The following is a 17606-nucleotide window of genomic DNA, read 5'->3' as shown; positions in this document are numbered from 1 at the left end:
ACGCCGGTGACCAGATGAGCGCCCCGGCTCCTACACCACGCCTCGGGACACGACCGTGACCGATGGCAACGGCCTGCCGCTGGCGGCCGTGCTGAGCGCAGGTCAGCTTCAGGAAATCTCCTTCGCCGTTGCCGCCTTGGAGGCGGTCAGCTTGCCCACCCGCCGAGGGCGCCGACGCACCAAGCCTCGAAAGCTGGCTGGAGACAAGGGCTACAGCGCCAATCGCTTTCGGCAGTACCTGCGGTGCCGCCACATCGAGCCGGTCATCGCCATGCGCAAGGACGAACGCAGGCGAACCCACCGCGGCAGGCCGCCTCGGTTCGATCGGGAGGCATACCGGCGACGAAACGCCGTCGAGCGTGGCATCGGATGGCTCAAAGGATGCCGATCCGTTGCCACGCGACATGACAAGCTCGCCGTCAACTACATGACATTCATCAAGCTCGCCATGATCCAGCAATGCATGCGCGTCAAATGGCCGTCAGACAGGACCTAAGGCATGCGGACGCCGCTGTTAAGGTTCCGCCTCCCTCCCGCCTATGACGGTCCGGCCGCTACGACCTTCGCCGGAAGTCCTTGAAATGTCTCACAGCCTCAGAAAAGCACCCGTTCATTTCAAGAAAAGTGGTAATCCTTCCGGGTAAAAGCCCCCTATATTTGCCGGTCGCGGGGTTACCCCTCAAGACACCAGCCCCGCAGAGCCCCCGTTAGTAAGTCGTTAACCGGGACATGGCCAAATAGAGACATCACGAACACACAAGACAAAACGGAGTTTTAAAATGCTGATCGCCACCACCACCGAACAGATTACCTCGTCCTCTCGCGTTCACATCGCCCTGGTCGATGAGTTCATCCAGCTGGCGCAGAACCGGATCGACGGCCAGAACGACCCCTTCGTCCGCGAAAGCCTTGCCGACCTGCTGTCCACCCTGCGCGAGGAGCGGTCCGGCTACCTGGACCTGCTGAACGCCGCGATGCCGGCCAAGGCCGCCTGAGGGTCCCGCAGGACCAAGGCATATAGAGTACCGCGTGGTGGCGATGAGGTCGGGGCCATCGACAAGCCCCGACCGTCAGCCCACCGGAACAGAACAGCGCTCTCGTTCCCTCAAGCCTCATCCGCCTGCGCGGCCAGCGCCGCGATCGCATCGCCGGTGAGACGGTAGGGAAGCCACTCCTCCATCTGTTTGAAGCCGATGCGCAGATAGAAATCGCGCGCCGGGTTCCAGTGCAGCACATTCAGGTCGACACGGCGGCAGCCCCGCTCGTCCGCCAGTTTCGCCACCGTCGCCAGCAGCTTGCGGCCCACGCCATAGCGCCGCGCTTCCGGGGTGACGTAGAGATCCTCCACGAACAGACCGGCCCGCCCTTCCCAAGTGGAATAGTTGCGAAAGCACAGCGCGAAGCCGACGGGCTCCCCATCCAGCTCGGCGATCAGCGCCTCGAACACCGGACGCTCGCCCCAGCCGTCGCGCCGGAAGTCCGCCTCGCTCGCCTTCACGGCGTGGGGTTCGTTTTCAAATTCGGCGAGTTCCCGGACGAAGCGGAGGATGGTCGGGCAATCGGCCTCGACGGCCGGACGGACGGTCACGGTGGGCATGGCAAATCCAAGTCTCACGATGGCGCGACGATAGCCGCGCCGGCCACCCGGCAACAACCGCTTTGCCATCGACCCTGGGCGGGCCTAGGCTGCGCGCCATGCGGGATATCCAGACCATCGGCGGCTTTTCCATCCGCGAAGCCCGGCCCGGCGAGCGCCACGCCCTGCTGGCCCTGGTCGCGCGGATCGACGCGGAAAGCGATTTCCTGCTGCGCGAGCCCGGCGAGCGGCCCTTCTGGGCGCGCGATCTCGCCGCCTTCCAGGCGCTGGGCAATTCCACGATCTTCGTCGCCGAGGCGGCCGGGAATCACTCCCCCGACCTTGTCGGCTATCTCAGCGCCCATGGCGGACGGTTTCTGCGCAACCGCGGCACGGTGACCCTGGCGGTCGGGGTGCTGCGTGCCTGGAACGGGCGCGGCGTCGCCACCGCGCTGTTCGCCGCGGCGGAAAGCTGGGCGCGGCGGACCGGCGCGCACCGTCTGGAGCTCACCGTGGCCGAGAGCAACCGCCGCGCCCTGTCCCTTTACGACCGGCTCGGCTTTCTCGACGAGGGGCTGATGCGCGACGTCCTGCGCGTCAACGGCGCGTGGCGCGGCGAGCGGCTGATGGGCAAGGCCATCGGGGCGGCGGACGTTCCCGAATGGCCTGATCGGACGCCCGACCCGATCGTGGACACGCCGCCCCCGGCGCGGATCGGACGGCTGGAGATCCGTCCCGCCCTGCCGGCGGACGCCGCCGCCTACCTCGCCTACGACCACGCGGTGCGGAGCGAAACCCACTTCCTGATGCGCAGCGCCGCCGAATCCCTGCCGGACGTCGCGGCGGCCCGGCGCTTCCTCGCCGAACAGAGGATCGGCGACCGCACAGCCACCCTGCTGGCCGTCGCGGACGGGAGCATCGCCGGGTCGCTGTCGCTGTGGACCGGCGCCTACGCCCGCACCGCGCACGAGGCCGGTCTGGGGCTGGCGGTGCGCCGGGACTTCTGGGCGCTGGGCGTCGGTGGACGCCTGATCGCCGCGGCGGACCTTTGGGTGCGGGCGCGGCGGCTGCACCGGCTGTCGCTCTGGGTGTTCGGCCACAACGGCCGCGCCCGGCGTTTCTACGCCAGACACGGCTTCGAGGAGGAGGCGGTGGCCCGCCGCCACAGCCTGATCGACGGGCGGCTGGCCGACCAGATAGCGATGGCCAAGCTCTATGGAGCCAAGCCGTAAAGGAGGGGGCGCTACGCCACCCCCGCCGCCGCCGCCGCCTCTCCCGCGACCAGCTCCTCGAACCGCGCCAGATAGCGTTCCGTCATGCCGTCCAGCGAGTAACGGGCGCGGGCGACGGCGCGGCAGGCGTCGGGGTCCAAGCCCTCGCAGTCCTCGATGGCGCGGGCCATCTCCTCGGCGTCCTTGACCAGGAAGCCGGTGACGCCCGGTTCCACGAGGTCGGCCAGGGCTCCGGTCGGGAAGGCCACCACCGGGGTGCCGCAGGCCAGCGCCTCCAGCGCCGCGACGGGGGTCGGCTCCGACATCAGGCTGGGCGCCAGCAGGCAGCGCGCCGCCCCCAGCATCCAGCGCTTGCGCCCGAAGCCGATCCGCCCGAGGAAGCGGCGCTTGGGGTCGAGCCGGGGCCGGATCTCCTCCTGAAGGTAGCGCTGCTCCTCCGCGCCGCGGGACAGGCCGCCGCAGAGGAGAAGCTGCATGTCGATCTGCCGGGCGGCGTCCAGGGCGATGTGGAAGCCCATCTCCGGCTCGATGTCGCCCAGGCAGACGGCGAAGCGGCGCTTCGGCACGCGGATGTGCAGGCGGTCCACCGCCACCCCGATCTCCAGAGGCGGCAGAAAGATCAGCCCCGGCGAGGCCCCGCGCACCTGCGCGGCGGACACCGGTTGGAGATGCAGTTTCGCCCGCCGCGACATCAGGGCCTCCGGCCGGTAGCGGTCCAGCGGCTGATACAGAGTCGCCAGCACCGGCACGTCCTGCGGCGGCAGCAGGGCGTCGAAGTCCCGGACGTGGATGTGGACGAGGTCGGGCGCGTGGTCCTCCACCGCTCCGGCGACCACGGTGGCGACACGCCTCAGGACGGCGGCCTGCGCCCGCTCGTCCGGCGCCTGCCCATGCGCCCCGCCATGGACGCGCGCCAGCGGGATCAGCGTCCCCGCCACCACCGAAGCCTCCGGAGCGATGACGACCGAGCGGTGACCGGCGCGGACCAGGGCGGCGTCGATGGCGCCAGCCACCTGCTCCGCCGTGCCGTCGTTCTCCGGGTCGGCGCCGATCGGGGTGAAGGGCGACGCCACGGTGAGGATGGTCAATGCCATCGCGCCACCTCCGGAAAACGAAGGCCCGAAAGGGCGCCGACGCTCGGGTGACGTTTTCCTGCCGGCCTGTTGCTGCGCATCACCGCTTCGTTCATCCCATGTCCCTGTGGTGTTATTCATTGGAACTTATTGTCCGACGCACGCTCTTCTTTCTCTCCGACAACTTGGCGGCCCGGAGAACAGCCGGAATCGGGACAGTCCTGTCGCCAATGCCCCCTCTTTGTTTTCTACGAAAAAGGGCTTCCGGTAACCGGGGTATTGGAAGTGGATCGACTCGCGGAAGGGATAGCCGTCCTGCACCGGGCTGCCGACCTCGGAACCGGGAACCCGACCGGACGGCCAGGACGCCCAGGGCGGCTTACTTCCAACAGCGGCAAGCCGGGCAACCGGGGAACGTCGGATCAATCATCGCCGCCCCCCTTGATGTCGAGGATGGAGCGCAATTCCCGCACGCGCCGTTCCGCCGTGTGCTCCTCCAGAACGCGCGACCGCGCGCGCCGGGCCAGCGTGGCGAGGTGGCCGCGCGGCAGCATCAGCGCCGTGGTCACGTCGTCGGTCTCCCGCGCCACCAGGATGTCGCGCCCCGGCTCGAAGAAGGCGCCGATCCCTTCCCAGGCGTCGGAGATCACCGGAACGCCGCAGGCCGCCGCCTCGAACAGCCGGACGGACGGACACCAGCCCATCGCCTTCAGGGACCGCCTGGTCACGTTCAGCGTCAGGGTGGAGGAGCAGAAGAAGGCCGAATGCTCCGCCGGAGGCAGATGTTCGACGCGCCGGATGTTGGCGCCCCAGGACGCGACGTCCGGGTAGCCGCCTCCGGCCAGGACGAAGCGCCGCCGTCCCAGCCGCCGGGCCGGCTCGATGAACAGCGCCTCCAGCGCCGACCGCCGGTCCTCGACCCAGGCGCCGAGATGGCAGAGATCGCCGAGATAGCGCGGAACCGCGTCGACGGGCCGGTGCAGGTCCGGATCGACCCAGGCGTAGAGCGGCGCCACGTACCGGGCGCCCAGCTCGGTCTTCAGCGCCTCGAGCGCTTCCCCGCCGGTGCTGCTCAACACGGTGTCGAAGCCGCCCAAGCCCTGCGGCGGCAGATAGGCCGGCCGCTCCCCCGTTTCGGAGCGGGACAGGGTGATGTGCGTGTCGAGGTCGTAATAGACCGTGCGTTGCGCCTTCGATCCCAGCACGAGGTCGGAGGCCGCCGCACCGTCCGCACAACCGGAGGTGATCATCGCGACGTCCGCCTCGTCGGCGTGACGCCGCGCCGCCGCCGCCGCATTCTCCCAGCGATCGTAGAGCAGAAGTTCCCCACCGGGGATGTCCCACAGGTCGCGGTGCTCCGCCCGTTCGGGCGTGTCGCGCTCCAGGAAGACGACGCGGTTGCCCCGCCGCGCCAGGGCCTTGACCAGCCCCCGCCACAGGGTGGCGTGCCCGTTGCCCCAGGAGGAGCTGATGGATTGTCCGAAGATGATGATTTTCATGATGTCGGCGCCATGCCTCCGCCCCCGAGCCTCCATCCCGATGGCCCTTCCGGAACAACGTGCCCCATCCGATCCGGTTCCGGGCGCGGGACCGCGCGGAGGGGGTGGCCCGAGGGTCCGCGGCACGGGCCGCCACGCCGCCCCTGGCCAGCTTGGCACGTTTTGCGTGCAGCTTTCACTTCCAACCCGCAAATGAAAATATTTGTATAAAAATGTCGTTTAACGACCAATGCGCGATATGGAATAATAAACTCGTGAAAAAAGAAATTCATTCACACGTATGGCAACTTAGCGTCTGAGCATAAAAACAATCCCAACGCGAAGGACACATCATGCGCAAGGCTCTTCTCCCCGCCGCGCTTGCGATGGCAAGCGGCATGGCTCTGTTCAGCACCCCCGCCGCCGCCTGCAACGACGAGGCGTACATCGGCACCGTCTGCACCTTCGCGTTCGACTGGTGCCCCCGCAACTACGTCCCGGCCGATGGCCGGACGCTGGCGATCCGCGAGTATCAGGCGCTGTTCGCCCTGGTCGGCTTCCGCTACGGCGGCGACAACGTGAACACGTTCGGCATCCCCGACCTGCGCGGCCGCGCCGCCATCGGCAGCGGGACCGGCCCCGGCCTGGTGAACATCCCCCTCGGCGCCAAGGTCGGCCAGCAGGAGCTTCTGCTCTCGGCCGCCCAGGTCCCGCTGCAGCCGCACACCCACGCCGCCACCTTCACCGGCACGGGCGGTGGCTCGGGCGGCTCGACCACCGTCCCCTTCACCGGCACCGTCAGCGTTCCCATCACCAACGGCGGCAACCCGGTGTCCGCCCCGACCTCGGGCACCGTCTATCTCGGCGACACCTCAGTCGACGACGGCGGCGCCGGCGCCACCATCAAGGGCCCGTACAACACCAGCGGCCCGGGCACCGGCGCCAAGGTCGCCGGCACCGCCAGCGGTTCCATCACGGTTCCCAACACCGGCATCACCGGCGGCACCGTGGCGGTCGCCCCCGCGTCGGCCGGCGCCACCCAGAAGGTCTCCACCCAGTCCCCGGCGATCGGCCAGACCGTCTGCATCGTCGCCAACGGCCTCTACCCGAACCGTCCGTAACGGCCCCGTCAGCAACGCCGAACAATCCCACCGCCGAGGACACATCATGCGCAAGACCCTCCTCTTCGCCGCCTTCGCCATGGCGAGCGGCATGGCCCTGTTCAGCACCCCCGCCGCCGCCTGCAACGTCGAGCCCTACATCGGCACGATCTGCACCTATTCGTTCGACTGGTGCCCGCAGGGCTTCGTCGTGGCCGACGGCCGGACGCTGGCGGTGCGCGACAACCAGGCGCTGTTCGCCCTGATCGGCTACCGCTACGGCGGCAACAACAACGATCTCTTCGCCGTCCCCGACCTGCGCGGCCGCGCGCCCATCGGCACCGGGACCGGCCCCGGTCTGGCGAACATCGCCATCGGTGCCAAGGTCGGCCAGCAGGAGCTTCTGCTCTCGGCGGCCCAGGTGCCGCTGCAGCCGCACACCCACGCCGCCACCTTCACCGGCACGGGCGGCGGCTCGGGCGGCACGACCACCGTCCCCTTCACCGGCACCGTCAGCGTCCCCATCACCAACGGCGGCAACCCCGTGTCCGCCCCGACCTCGGGCACCGTCTATCTCGGCGATACCTCGATCGACGACGGCGGCGCCGGCGCCACCGTCAAGGGCCCGTACAACACCAGCGGCCCGGGCACCGGCGCCAAGGTCGCCGGCACCGCCAGCGGTTCCATCACGGTTCCCAACACCGGCATCACCGGCGGCACCGTGGCGGTCGCCCCCGCGTCGGCCGGCGCCACCCAGAAGGTCTCCACCCAGTCCCCGGCGATCGGGCAGACCGTCTGCATCGCGACGACCGGCCTCTACCCGAACCGTCCGTAAGGGTTCGCGGGCATGCCCCTCCCCATGGGGGGTGCGGGCATGCCCATCCCTTGTTCCAGCGCTCTTCGACAGGCTTTGGCGCCAACCATCGATTCGTGAAAAAATTTAATGAAAAATAATACTCATGACGCATCGCCGCCCATGAGACATTGGCTCAACAATAAAAATAACGCCGATCACTTTTAAAAAAACACCGATATCCCCAAAACTACAGAAACGAAGGACACAGCATGTCCAGGATGTCCCTCCCGATCGCCGCCGCGATGGCCGGCGGCATGGCTTTCTTCAGCGTGCCGGCGGCGGCCTGCACGCCCTACCAATACACTGGTACATTGTGCACCGTCCCGTTCGACTGGTGCCCGGAGGGGTTCGCCATGGCCGATGGCCAGTCTCTGCCGATCCAACAGTACCAGCCGTTGTTCGCGCTGCTCGGCACCCGCTTCGGCGGCGACGGCAAGACCACGTTCAACCTCCCCGACCTGCGCGGACGCGCCGTCATCGGCGCCGGCACCGGCCCCGGACTGGTAAGAACCCCTCTGGGCCAAGCCCTTGGCCAACAGACCGTCACGCTGACCCAGGATCAGGTGCCGCTGAAGTCGCACAACCACAGCGCCAGCTTCGCCGGCACCGGCGCCCAGGGCGGCACCGGGACCATCGTCCCCTTCACCGGCACCGTCAGCGTCCCGATCACCAACGGCGGCAACCCGGTGTCCGCCCCGACCTCGGGCACCGTCTATCTCAGCACCACCTCGATCGACGACGGCGGCGCCGGCGCCACCATCAAGGGGCCGTACAACACCAACGCCCCGTCGTCGAGCACGGGGGCCAAGGTCACCGGCACGACCAGCGGCACCATCAACGTCCCGTTCACCGGCTTCACCGGAGGCAACGTGTCGGTCGCCGCGGCGACCGCGGTGGCGTCGAAGAGCGTTCCCACCCAGCCGCCCTCGCTCGCGCTGAACGTCTGCATCGCGCTCAAGGGGGAATGGCCGACCCATCCATAGCGGATCACCAGTAGGTCATCGCGTCGGCGTAGAGCCCGCGCAGGTCCTCCTCCGTCACCGGGCGGGGCGCGATGGTCAGCAGCCGTTGCTGGGCCATGGCGCCGCGCACCAGATCCGGGATGTCCGCCGCGCCGTAGCCGAGCGCCGACAGGCCGTTGGGGAGATGGGTGGCGCGCATCATGGCGATCAGCCGGGCGGCCAGAACGGCGCCGCCGTCCGCGGGCGACACGTCGCGGACCTCCGCCCCCAGCGCCTCGGCGGCGCGCAGATGGCGCTCGGGCTCGGCGGAGCCGGTGAAGCGGAAGGCGGCCGGCGCGTTCAGCACCACCGAGATGCCGTGCGGTACCATCGGGTTGGCCTTCTCGTAGCCGCGCGCCGTGAAGCGGTGGTTCATCCCGGCGACGGAGTAGGACATGGCGTGCGGGATGTGCACCCCGGCGTTGCCGAAGGCCAGACCGGCCAGGGTCGCCGCGAACATCAGGGCGTCGCGCGCCTCCTCGTCCGCCGGGTCGTTGACGGCGCGCTCCAGATACTGCCCGCCGAGCCGGATCGCCTGCAGGCTGCCGATGTCGGACCAGGGGTTGGCGCCCTGGTAGGGCGGTCGCGGGTTCGCCGCGTCGGGCTTCGGGCGGGAGCGGTAGGACCGCGCGGTGTGGCTCTCGATGGCGTGGGTCAGCACGTCGAAACCGGTGGAGGCAATGACGCCCGCCGGCAGGCTGTCGATGGTCGCCGGATCGACCAGCGCCAGATTCGGCCGCAGGTAGCGGGAGGAGATGCCCGTCTTCACCCGCATCTCCACATGGTCGAAGATGGCGACGCCGGTCGTCTCGCTGCCGGTGCCGCAGGTCGTCGGGCAGGCGATGTGCGGTTTGACCGGGCCGGGCACCGGGCGCCCCTCGCCCAGCGGCTTGTTGACGTAGGCGAGGAAGTCCGCCGGGTGGGTGGCGTAGAGGTTCGCCGCCTTGGCCGTGTCGATCACCGACCCGCCGCCGACCGAGACATAGCCGTCGAACTTGCCATCGCGGGCGAAGTCCGCCGCCTCCAGGAAGGACGCGCTGGTCGGCTCCACCGCGCAACGGTCAAAGACGGCGACGTCCAGCCCCGCCCCCTTCAGCGAGTCAAGCGCCGCCGCGAAGGGCGCGATCCCGGCCACATGGGGGTCGGTGAACAGGGCCACCCGGCGCATCCCCATGGCCTTGGCGTCGTTCCCCGCCTCCGCCAGCATGCCGCGGCCGAACTTCATCGACGCGGCCTCCACCGTGAAGCCGCTGTCGCCGTTCGGCAGGATGGGATGGGCGATGGGGCTGGTCATGGTTGCGGGCCTCCCTGGCTTTTCTGCGTTCGTTGCCATCATCGGAACGCGAGTGATGGCCACCTGTCAACCCGACCGTTCGTTCAGGCGATTGTTTGCCCTCCCTGCGGCGCGGCGCCCTGGAGCCGGCGGTAGAGGTAGCCGACGCCGATCAGGCTCAGCCCCAGCCCGAGGAAGGAGGCGACGCGGTACAGCCCGCCCAGCTCGGCCATGTCGCTGAGAAAGACCTTGGCGACCACCGCCAGGATCAGCGCCATCGCGGCGTGACGCAGCCAGCCCAGCCGGTACCGCAGGGCGGCCACCAGCATCAGCACCGCCGCGACCAGGAACCCGACGGAATAGCCGTACCATTCGGCGTCCGGCAGGTCCGGGCCGGAGAGCACCGGCCCCTGGAAGGCGTGGCGGATCTCCAGCGCCAGATTCGTCCCGAGCAGCACCAGAGGCAGCAGCGCGGCCCACGGGCGCAGGCGGGCCGGCAGCGGCTCCACCCACAGGAACAGCAGCCCGAGCAGGGCCGGAAGCCCATAGGCGAGCAGCAGCGTGTTCGCCACCGGCCAGGACCCCACCGCCTCGTCGCTCCACAACGGGTTCAGGGCAACGAGATGCAGGGCCACCGCCTGGAGCGCCGCCAGCCCGGCCAGGATGCGCCGCCCCCACACCGCCACCGGCCGCGTCCGCCAACGCCGCCCCGTCGCCAACAGCAGGGCCAGCGCCAGCCAGACCAGCGTGTGCAGCGCCACCTCGCGCAGCGTGTCGGGCGGCTCATCCAGCGTGCCGCGGGTCAGCGCCTGGATGCCGAACGACAGCAGCAGCGTGACGAAGGCCAGCCCTCCGGCCTCCAGCAAAGCCACCACGCCATCGTCGCCCTTGCCGTCCGGCGCGGAACGCAGCCAATGGGCGGCCAGGATGAAGCCCGCCGCCGGAAGGCCGTAGCCGTAGACGATCCAGCCGAGCCCGTCCTCCCCATACTCCAGCACGGAGGGATTCAGCGCCAGCCGGACCAGGACGGCCCCCGCCACCAGCAGGATCACCGCGCGCAGCGAGCGCAGCCCCATCCGCCGCTCCAGCCACGCCAGCACCGGCACCTGCGCGGCCAGCGCGACCGTCAGCCACGCCTCGCGCAGCATCATGACGGCGCCGAGGCTGAGCGCCCCGACCGCCCCGGCGGCGAAGGCGGCCAGCCCGAGGCTGACACCCGGCTGGTGACGGTGGCGGGCCAGCGGGCCGGTTCCGGCGACCAGCAGCGCCGCCAGCACCAAGCTCGCCACCGGCCACAGCGTGTCGGCCTGCGGCGGGTCCAGCCGCCAGTAGGCGAGCGCCAGGAGCAGCACCGGCATCCAGGCCGCCAGCGACGACCACAGCGCCGCCCGCGTCGACCGCCACAGGGCGATGAAGCCACCCATCCCGTAGAGCAGGGCGAAGCCACCCACCGCCCAGAGGAACCGCCCGGACTGGAACGGCAACCCCTCACCCGGCGATGGCACGATGGGGTGCCCGTCGGCGGTGACGGCGGGCGGCGGCAGGGGCCAGCGCGGCACCGTCCAGCCGGCGAAGGCGAGCAGAACCGTCAGCGCGCCGATCCAGGCGACGCCGGCGATCCGCTCGATCCGCCGCCCCGCCGCGACGCAGAGCAGCCCGAACAGGGCGAGCATCACCAGCGATCCGCTGCGATGGCCGTCCACGGTGACGAGCATCGCCATCAGCAGCCCCAGCACCGCCACCGCCGCGACGGCCAGACGGTCGGCGCGCGGGCGCCCCCTCCAGCGCAGCATGTCGAACAGGGTGGTGCGCGGCATCGCCTCGACCGGTCCGGCCAGGAAGGCCGGCATCAGGAACAGCCCGGCGGTCAGCAGCAGATAGATCCCCACCGGCAGAGCGTCGCCGGGGTTCCAGCCGCCGACGTACCAGACCGGCACCCAGCCCGCCGCCCCGACCAGCGTGCCCAGCCCCAGCCAGCGCCAGCCGCGCCACAACACCACCGTCATGCCGGCGCCCGACAGGGCCAGCAGATAGGCGAACAGCCCCCAGGCCGATCCTCCGATGGACGAGACCAGCAGCGGCGTCGCGAATCCGCCGAGCAGCCCCAGCGCCGCGATGTAGGGGCCCTGGAGCAGCGACAGCGCCATACCCAGCGCCGCCAGCCCGCCGAGCAGCGCGAAGGCCAGCGGCGGGGCGAACAGGTCATAAAGCACATAGCCGCCATAGACGCTGGCGAAGCCGGTGAACAGACCCGCCGCGGTCAGGGCCGGCGGCACCGGATCGCGGGCCTCCGGCTCCGCCCGCCTCCCGCGCTGCCGCAGCCATTCGCCGCCGACCATCAGCGCCGCGGCGGAGATCAGGCCGAGCGCGACGCGCACGCCGGGGCCGAGCCAACCCTGCTCCACCGACATCTTGATGAAGAAAGCCGCCGCCAGGGCGACCGTGGCCCCGCCCAGCCAGATCAGCCAGCGCCCGGCCAGCGCGTCCTCCAGCCGGCTCCACACGGACAACGGGGGTGGAGCAAGCTCTGGCGGCGGTTGGATCGGCGGCGGCTCCGGCGGAGCTTCCGCCATGACGACGGTCTCCACAGCGGGAGCCTCGACCGGCGCGGCATCGACCGTCACCGGCCCCTGCACGCGCTCCAGAGCCTGCCGCAGCCGGGCGATCTCGCGCTCCTGCGCCGTCAGCCGGCGGTTGAACCGGTGGGCGACGATGGCCCCGATCAACACCAGAAGAATCACGTCCATGCCCGACCGCCCCGGCTGCGCTTGCGTTCGCGCAACGATAGCGGTCAGGCGCCGGGCTTGTCTCTCTGACCTGTGGAGGCACCCAAACGGCTCATCAGCGTCAGCGCGTCGTCGACCGCGTGGAAGTCGGCCGTGTTGTCGAAAACGCACCAGACCGGCCGCTCCCGCGCCTCGTCGCGGAAGCGCCGGGCCAGCTGATCCAGCACGTCCAGCGGGTAGGCGCTGCGGTACATCACCGGCGAGCCGTGCAGCCGCCAGTAGCGGAAGCCGTCCCAACCCGCCGGCTCCGCCGCGGCGGGCACCGGGGCCGGGTCGGCGGCGGCGCGGGCCACGGCGTGGTCGACCAGCAGGCGGTCCGGTTCCGCCGCGAACCAGCTCGGGTGGCGCGGTTCGCAGACGACGAGGCCGGCGAAGCGCTCGCGCAGGACCGCGAAGAAGGGACCGGCCACCGCCGCCTCGTAACGCAGCGTCGGCGGCAGTTGCACCAGCAGCGGCCCCAGCCGGTCGCCGAGATGCCCGACCTCGCGCAGGTACTCCGCCAGCGGGGCGGCGCAGTCCTTCAGCCGCTGCTCGTGCGTGATGGCGCGCGGCAGCTTGACCGCGAAGCGGAAGTCCGGCGGCGCCGAGGCCGCCCAGCGCTCCCAGGTCTCCGGCTTGTGCGGGCGGTAGAAGCGGCTGTTGACCTCCACCATCGGGAAGACGCGGGCGTAGCGCTCCAGATGCGTGCCCTCCGCCGGGAAGGCCGGGGCGGAGAGCTTCGGGATGCTCCAGCCGGCGCAGCCGATGCGGATGGCGTTCATGGTCCCTTCGGCCAAGCCTCTGCTCTCCCTGGGCGCGTGTGTTCCCGCTTTAGAACAGCGTCGGCTGCCGCTCGTCCCGCCGTGCGGCGCCACCCGATTGGTCGGCGTCCGCGATCAGGCGGGCCATCTCCCGGCGCGCCTTCTCGGCCTCGTAGCCGCCGCGGTAGCGCCCGATGAAGCCCTTCCGGCAGGCCCGGCTGAAGCGCTGCGACGCGGTTTCCCAGTCGTCGCCGGGGCGCAGCCAGCTCACATAGGTGATGCCGCTGCGCGGGTCGGTGCGCAGGTAGCGGCCATGCCCCTTCGGACCCCGCACCCATTGGCCGGGATTCAGGCGCAGAGCCCCCCGCGCCAGCAGCAGGGACACCTGCGGGGTGAGTTCGATGGTCGGAAAATACGGCATGGCGAACCCTCTCGGCGGCGCGCCGGGGGCGGGCCGCGAACGTCTCTTTTCTGGTTTCGGAATGCCCTGGATATGGGGATTTCAGCCCCTTTGTTCAAGTTTTGTTCATGATCAAGCCCGCACTGATTGGGCGCCGCGTCGCTCCGTCGGATGACAAAATCCGACACGGATTTCACGGATTTCCGAAAGCCCTCAAGCGCACGGCTGGTCGAGCCGGATCGCTCCGTGAAATCCGGTTTGATCCGTGCAATCCGTGTCGATTCTTGCCCGCGTCTTCCGCGCGTGGCGGATGAGCGTCGCTTCCGGAACCGGAACTTGTCCGTTGAGTGAACGGGCCGTCCGTCCTAGGCTCCGGCACAGCTTTTCCCTGTTGGTCACGAGAGCGCATGCGCCCCCTGCTGTCCCTTCCCGTCCGCCTCCTGCTCGCCACCACGATCCTGGCCGGCTGCCAGACGACGGGCGCCCCGCCCGTCTCGGCCACCACCACGTCCGGAACCGCGAAGGCGACAGCCGCCGCACCGGCCAGCGTGGCCCCGGCCCAGCCCGCCGTCAGCTTCGCCGACTGGCTGAAGGCCCTGCGCGCCGAGGCGCTCGGCCAAGGCATCCGCGCCCAGACCTTCGACCGCGCCTTCGCCAACGTGAAGCTGTCGGACCGGGTGGTCGAGCTGGACTCCTCCCAGCCGGAGTTCAACCGCCAGCCCTGGCAGTATCTGGACAGCGCGGTCAACGACCGCCGCATCCAGGCCGGGCGCCAGCGCATCCAGGACAACGGCGCGCTGCTGCGCCGCATCAGCCAGCGCTCCGGCGTGCCGGCGGAGATCCTGGTGGCCTTCTGGGGCGTGGAGACCGACTTCGGCAATTTCACAGGCGGCTTCTCCGTCGTCGACGCGCTGACCACGCTGGCCTATGAGGGCCGCCGCGCCAGCTACTTCCGGACGGAGCTGCTGGCCGCCCTGCGCATCCTCGACAGCGGCGACATCCCGCCGGAGAAGATGAGCGGTTCCTGGGCCGGCGCCATGGGCCAGACCCAGTTCATGCCGACCATCTTCCTGAAGCACGCCACCGACGAGGACGGCGACGGCCGGCGCGACATCTGGGGCAGCCTTCCCGACGTCTTCGCCTCCACCGCCAAGTTCGTGCAGGCCAACGGCTGGCGCACCGGGGAGCGCTGGGGCGAGGAAGTCACCCTGCCCGCCGGCTTCCCCTACGAGCAGGCCGAATACAACATCTCCAAGCCGGTGTCCGAATGGCGCCGCCTCGGCGTCCGCCCGGTCAGCGGCGGCGAGCTGAGCGGCGGCGAGGAGGAGCGGGCCGCCGTCCTGATGCTCGCCGGGGCGCAGGGACCGGCCTTCCTGGTCCGGGAGAATTTCCGGGCGATCATGAAGTACAATCCCTCGACCAGCTACGCGCTGGCGGTGGCGCTGCTGTCCGACCGTCTCGCCGGCCGCTCCGGCGTGCAGGGAAGCTGGCCGCGCCACGAACCGGCGCTGAGCCGCGACGAGCGGATCGAGCTTCAGGAGCGGCTGGCCTCGCTGGGCATGGAACCGGGGACGGCGGACGGCATCGTCGGCGCCAACACCCGCAACGCCGTGCGCCGCTTCCAGCAGTCGATCGGCGCCGTGCCGGACGGCTTCGCCACCAAGACCCTGCTGGAACGGCTGCGCCAGTCCGCCGCTCCCGTCCCGGCGGCGGGCTGACGGCCCGCGATGCTGGCGGCGGCCAAGGGCTGGGCGCGGCGGATCAAGCGCGACGTGATCGCGCTCTATCTGGCGGCGCGCGACCCACGGACGCCGTGGTACGCCCGTGTGGCCGCCGCCGCGGTGGCGGCCTACGCGCTCAGCCCCATCGACCTGATCCCCGACTTCGTGCCGGTCCTGGGCTATCTGGACGACCTGCTGATCGTGCCACTCGGCATCCTGCTGGTCATCCGCCTGATCCCGGCGGCGGTGCTGGAGGAACACCGGGCCAACGCCGCCCGGCTTGCCGCCCGGCCGGTCAGCCACGCCGCCGCCGCGCTGATGGTCGGGATCTGGCTGGTCGCCGCCGTCGCCCTCTTCTGGTGGCTCGAACCCTACATCGCGGGTTGGCTGGGGTAGACGCGCGGGCGCCTTCCCCTCATTCGCCCAGCAGATGCAGCGCCAGGGTCCGCTCGTGGGGCCGGGTGCGGTGCTCGAACAGATAGATCCCCTGCCAAGTGCCCAACGCCATCCGCCCCTCCAGCACGGGGATGGAAAGCTGCACCGTGGTCAGCGCGCTGCGGATGTGGGCGGGCATGTCGTCCGGCCCCTCCATCGTGTGGTCGTAGAGCGCCGGGTCTTCCGGGACCAGCCGCTTGAAGAAGCGCTCCAGGTCGCTTCGCACGTCCGGGTCGGCGTTCTCCTGGATCACCAGCGAGGCCGAGGTGTGCCGGCAGAAGACGGTCAGCAGACCGCTCTCCATGCCCTGGGCGGCGACCCAGCGGGCCACCGGCTCGGTCACCTCGAACAGCCCTTGGCCGCGGGTCCGGGTGGTCAGCGTCGTGACGGCCTGCCGCATGGTTGTCGCCCTCCGTGCTCGATTGCGCGTCTTGGAAGAGGGGCATCCATACACCAAATCGCTTGGCATTTCCGGCCCGACAACAGGCCGACCAACAACAGGTGATCCATGGAACTGAACGGCCAGTACCGGATTCCGGCGGCACGCGAGCGGGTCTTCACCGCGCTCTGCGATCCCGCCGTGCTGCAACGCTGCATCCCGGTGCTGGAGGAGATGGACCGGGTATCGCCCACCGAATACACCGCGCGCGTGCGCGCCACCGTGGGGCCGCTGAACGCGCGCTTCGCCGGCAAGGTCCGGGTGGCGCCGGAAGACGCGCCGCGCTTCTACATCCTCCACGCCGAGGGCAAGGGCGGCCTCGCCGGAGCGGTCAAGGGCGAGGCCCGCGTCACGCTGGAGGAGGTGGACGGCCACACCCACCTGTCCTTCACCCTGGCGGCGGCGCTGGGCGGGGCCGTCGGGCGGCTGGCGGTCAAGCTGGTCAAGGCCAAGGCCGACCGCGTCATCGACGGCTTTTTCGAGCGCTTCACGGCGGAGGTCCTGAACGGCTGAGGCGGAAGGCTCGGAGGCTTTGACAACGCATCCGCAAAAAAACCACTTCGCAGTTGCGGGAATTTGATCCACCATTACGGTCATGACCGAACAACCCCCCGATGCGGGAGTTCGCCGACCATGATTGCCGACATCGCCGATCCCGCGGCCTTCGCCACCCAGCCGCCCGCCGACGCCCTGGACGGCGTTCCGGACGGCCCGGCCCTCGACCGGCTGCTGTTCACCCGCATCGTCGGACTGGCCTCGCAGCATCCCGGCGGCGTCACCGCCTCCCTGGGGCTGGCGCGCGACGCACTGGCCGAACTGATCCGCCGGCACGCGGCCGGCTTCGCCCATCTCCTCCCGACCCTGCCCGACGGCAGCGGCGAAGACGCCATTGAGGAGGAGGACCTGCGAGCCTTCCTGCTCGACCATCGCGCCGCCGGCACCGTCGAGGAGGAGTGGCTGGCCGCCATCGTCGCCCGCCGCGCGCTGGGGCCGAACCATCTCTGGCAGGACATGGGCTTCGCCAACCGGCGGGAGCTGAACGCCATGTTCCGCCGCCATTTCCCGTCGCTGGTCGCTCTGAACAGCGGCGACATGAAATGGAAGAAGTTCTTCTACCGCCAGCTCTGCGAGCGCGAGGGGCTGATGCTCTGCAAATCCCCGAACTGCGAGGTGTGCGACGACTTCAGCGCCTGCTTCAGCGCGGAGGACGGCGACCCGCTGAGCAGTCTGGCCCGCGTGGCCCGTGGCGAGGGGGCCTGAACGAAGGCGCTTGAACAAAGATGCGCCGCGGATGAAGAAAGCCGCTTGACCGGAGCGCCGCCACCCGTTAGATAACGCCACCCGCCGGACGGAAGGCCAAGCAAGGCCCGATGAACGGCAGGTCTCCGATGGTCGCGTCAAGCATCAGCGGAAGGGTGGCCGAGTGGTTAAAGGCAGCAGACTGTAAATCTGCCCGCGTAAGCGTACGCTGGTTCAAATCCAGCCCCTTCCACCAT

Annotated in this window: 17 protein-coding genes, 1 tRNA gene and 1 pseudogene; 11 read left to right on the top strand and 8 right to left on the bottom strand. The window is 70.0% G+C overall.

The genetic code is table 11. From position 1 onward, the window contains the following. Window positions 1-55 precede the first annotated feature (55 nt). Both DXK32_RS25920 and DXK32_RS25915 read left to right on the top strand, forming a co-directional pair. A complete protein-coding gene (locus DXK32_RS25920) occupies window positions 56-496 on the top strand; it encodes an IS5 family transposase (RefSeq protein WP_114861141.1) in 441 nt (146 codons plus the stop codon). Window positions 497-779: 283 nt separating this feature from the next. Next, the gene (locus tag DXK32_RS25915; RefSeq protein WP_114861140.1) at window positions 780-995 is read left to right on the top strand and encodes a hypothetical protein; all 216 of its coding nucleotides are present in this window, start codon (window positions 780-782) and stop codon (window positions 993-995) included. Between the two features lie 110 nt (window positions 996-1105). On the opposite strand, the gene DXK32_RS25910 is transcribed toward DXK32_RS25915, so the two are convergent. Further along, complete coding sequence (locus tag DXK32_RS25910) at window positions 1106-1666, bottom strand: GNAT family N-acetyltransferase (protein WP_282184603.1); 561 nt, start codon at window positions 1664-1666, stop codon at window positions 1106-1108. A 29-nt stretch (window positions 1667-1695) separates the two neighbouring features. On the opposite strand from DXK32_RS25910, the gene DXK32_RS25905 reads away from it, so the two are divergent. Beyond that, entirely contained in the window at window positions 1696-2808 is a 1113-nt protein-coding gene (locus DXK32_RS25905) for a GNAT family N-acetyltransferase (RefSeq protein WP_114861138.1), read from the top strand. 11 nt (window positions 2809-2819) lie between these two features. Here the strand turns inward: DXK32_RS25905 and DXK32_RS25900 are convergent, their stop codons facing one another. Beyond that, on the bottom strand, window positions 2820-3902 hold the full coding sequence (locus DXK32_RS25900) for a glycosyltransferase (RefSeq protein ID WP_162801351.1): 1083 nt from the start codon (window positions 3900-3902) through the stop codon (window positions 2820-2822). Window positions 3903-4303: 401 nt separating this feature from the next. Further along, on the bottom strand, window positions 4304-5380 hold the full coding sequence (locus tag DXK32_RS25895) for a CgeB family protein (protein ID WP_114861142.1): 1077 nt from the start codon (window positions 5378-5380) through the stop codon (window positions 4304-4306). Between the two features lie 332 nt (window positions 5381-5712). Between DXK32_RS25895 and DXK32_RS25890 the strand changes: the two genes are divergently transcribed. From DXK32_RS25890 to DXK32_RS25880, 3 genes are all read left to right on the top strand, one after another. After that, entirely contained in the window at window positions 5713-6480 is a 768-nt protein-coding gene (locus DXK32_RS25890) for a phage tail protein (protein WP_114861136.1), read from the top strand. 46 nt (window positions 6481-6526) lie between these two features. Beyond that, complete coding sequence (locus DXK32_RS25885; protein WP_114861135.1) at window positions 6527-7294, top strand: phage tail protein; 768 nt, start codon at window positions 6527-6529, stop codon at window positions 7292-7294. 230 nt (window positions 7295-7524) lie between these two features. Then, window positions 7525-8298, top strand: coding sequence for a phage tail protein (locus DXK32_RS25880; protein ID WP_114861134.1), 774 nt, complete (start codon window positions 7525-7527; stop codon window positions 8296-8298). 4 nt (window positions 8299-8302) lie between these two features. Here DXK32_RS25880 and DXK32_RS25875 read toward each other — a convergent pair whose 3' ends face one another. The 4 genes from DXK32_RS25875 to DXK32_RS25860 all read right to left on the bottom strand — a co-directional run bounded on the left by DXK32_RS25875 (window position 8303) and on the right by DXK32_RS25860 (window position 13536). Further along, window positions 8303-9610, bottom strand: a complete 1308-nt coding sequence (locus DXK32_RS25875; protein WP_114861133.1) for a hydroxyacid-oxoacid transhydrogenase — start codon at window positions 9608-9610, stop codon at window positions 8303-8305. A gap of 83 nt (window positions 9611-9693) precedes the next feature. Continuing rightward, window positions 9694-12336 carry a DUF2339 domain-containing protein gene (locus DXK32_RS25870; protein WP_114861132.1) on the bottom strand — a complete coding sequence of 881 codons (2643 nt, stop codon included), beginning with the start codon at window positions 12334-12336 and terminating at the stop codon, window positions 9694-9696. A 44-nt stretch (window positions 12337-12380) separates the two neighbouring features. Further along, entirely contained in the window at window positions 12381-13151 is a 771-nt protein-coding gene (locus DXK32_RS25865; protein ID WP_114861131.1) for a DUF72 domain-containing protein, read from the bottom strand. 34 nt (window positions 13152-13185) lie between these two features. Beyond that, on the bottom strand, window positions 13186-13536 hold the full coding sequence (locus tag DXK32_RS25860) for a hypothetical protein (protein WP_114861130.1): 351 nt from the start codon (window positions 13534-13536) through the stop codon (window positions 13186-13188). Between the two features lie 386 nt (window positions 13537-13922). On the opposite strand from DXK32_RS25860, the gene DXK32_RS25855 reads away from it, so the two are divergent. After that, complete coding sequence (locus DXK32_RS25855) at window positions 13923-15233, top strand: lytic murein transglycosylase (RefSeq protein ID WP_114861129.1); 1311 nt, start codon at window positions 13923-13925, stop codon at window positions 15231-15233. Window positions 15234-15248: 15 nt separating this feature from the next. Then, window positions 15249-15632, top strand: a pseudogene (locus tag DXK32_RS25850) (YkvA family protein); the annotation flags it as partial. Between the two features lie 19 nt (window positions 15633-15651). Here the strand turns inward: DXK32_RS25850 and DXK32_RS25845 are convergent. Next, window positions 15652-16071 (bottom strand): secondary thiamine-phosphate synthase enzyme YjbQ, encoded by a 420-nt coding sequence (locus DXK32_RS25845; RefSeq protein ID WP_114861127.1) that lies wholly within the window; start codon window positions 16069-16071, stop codon window positions 15652-15654. 108 nt (window positions 16072-16179) lie between these two features. Between DXK32_RS25845 and DXK32_RS25840 the strand changes: the two genes are divergently transcribed. From DXK32_RS25840 to DXK32_RS25830, 3 genes are all read left to right on the top strand, one after another. After that, window positions 16180-16623, top strand: coding sequence for a CoxG family protein (locus DXK32_RS25840; RefSeq protein WP_114861126.1), 444 nt, complete (start codon window positions 16180-16182; stop codon window positions 16621-16623). Between the two features lie 120 nt (window positions 16624-16743). Then, window positions 16744-17370, top strand: a complete 627-nt coding sequence (locus DXK32_RS25835; protein ID WP_114861125.1) for a nitrogen fixation protein NifQ — start codon at window positions 16744-16746, stop codon at window positions 17368-17370. 149 nt (window positions 17371-17519) lie between these two features. Further along, a tRNA-Tyr gene (locus tag DXK32_RS25830) sits at window positions 17520-17605 on the top strand. Window position 17606: the final 1 nt, after the last annotated feature.

The organism is Azospirillum brasilense (genome assembly GCF_003349955.1).
In the GTDB taxonomy this organism is placed as follows: domain Bacteria; phylum Pseudomonadota; class Alphaproteobacteria; order Azospirillales; family Azospirillaceae; genus Azospirillum; species Azospirillum brasilense_B.
The sequence above is the reverse complement of the archived record's forward strand: the minus strand, read 5'-3'. Positions and strand labels throughout refer to the sequence as shown.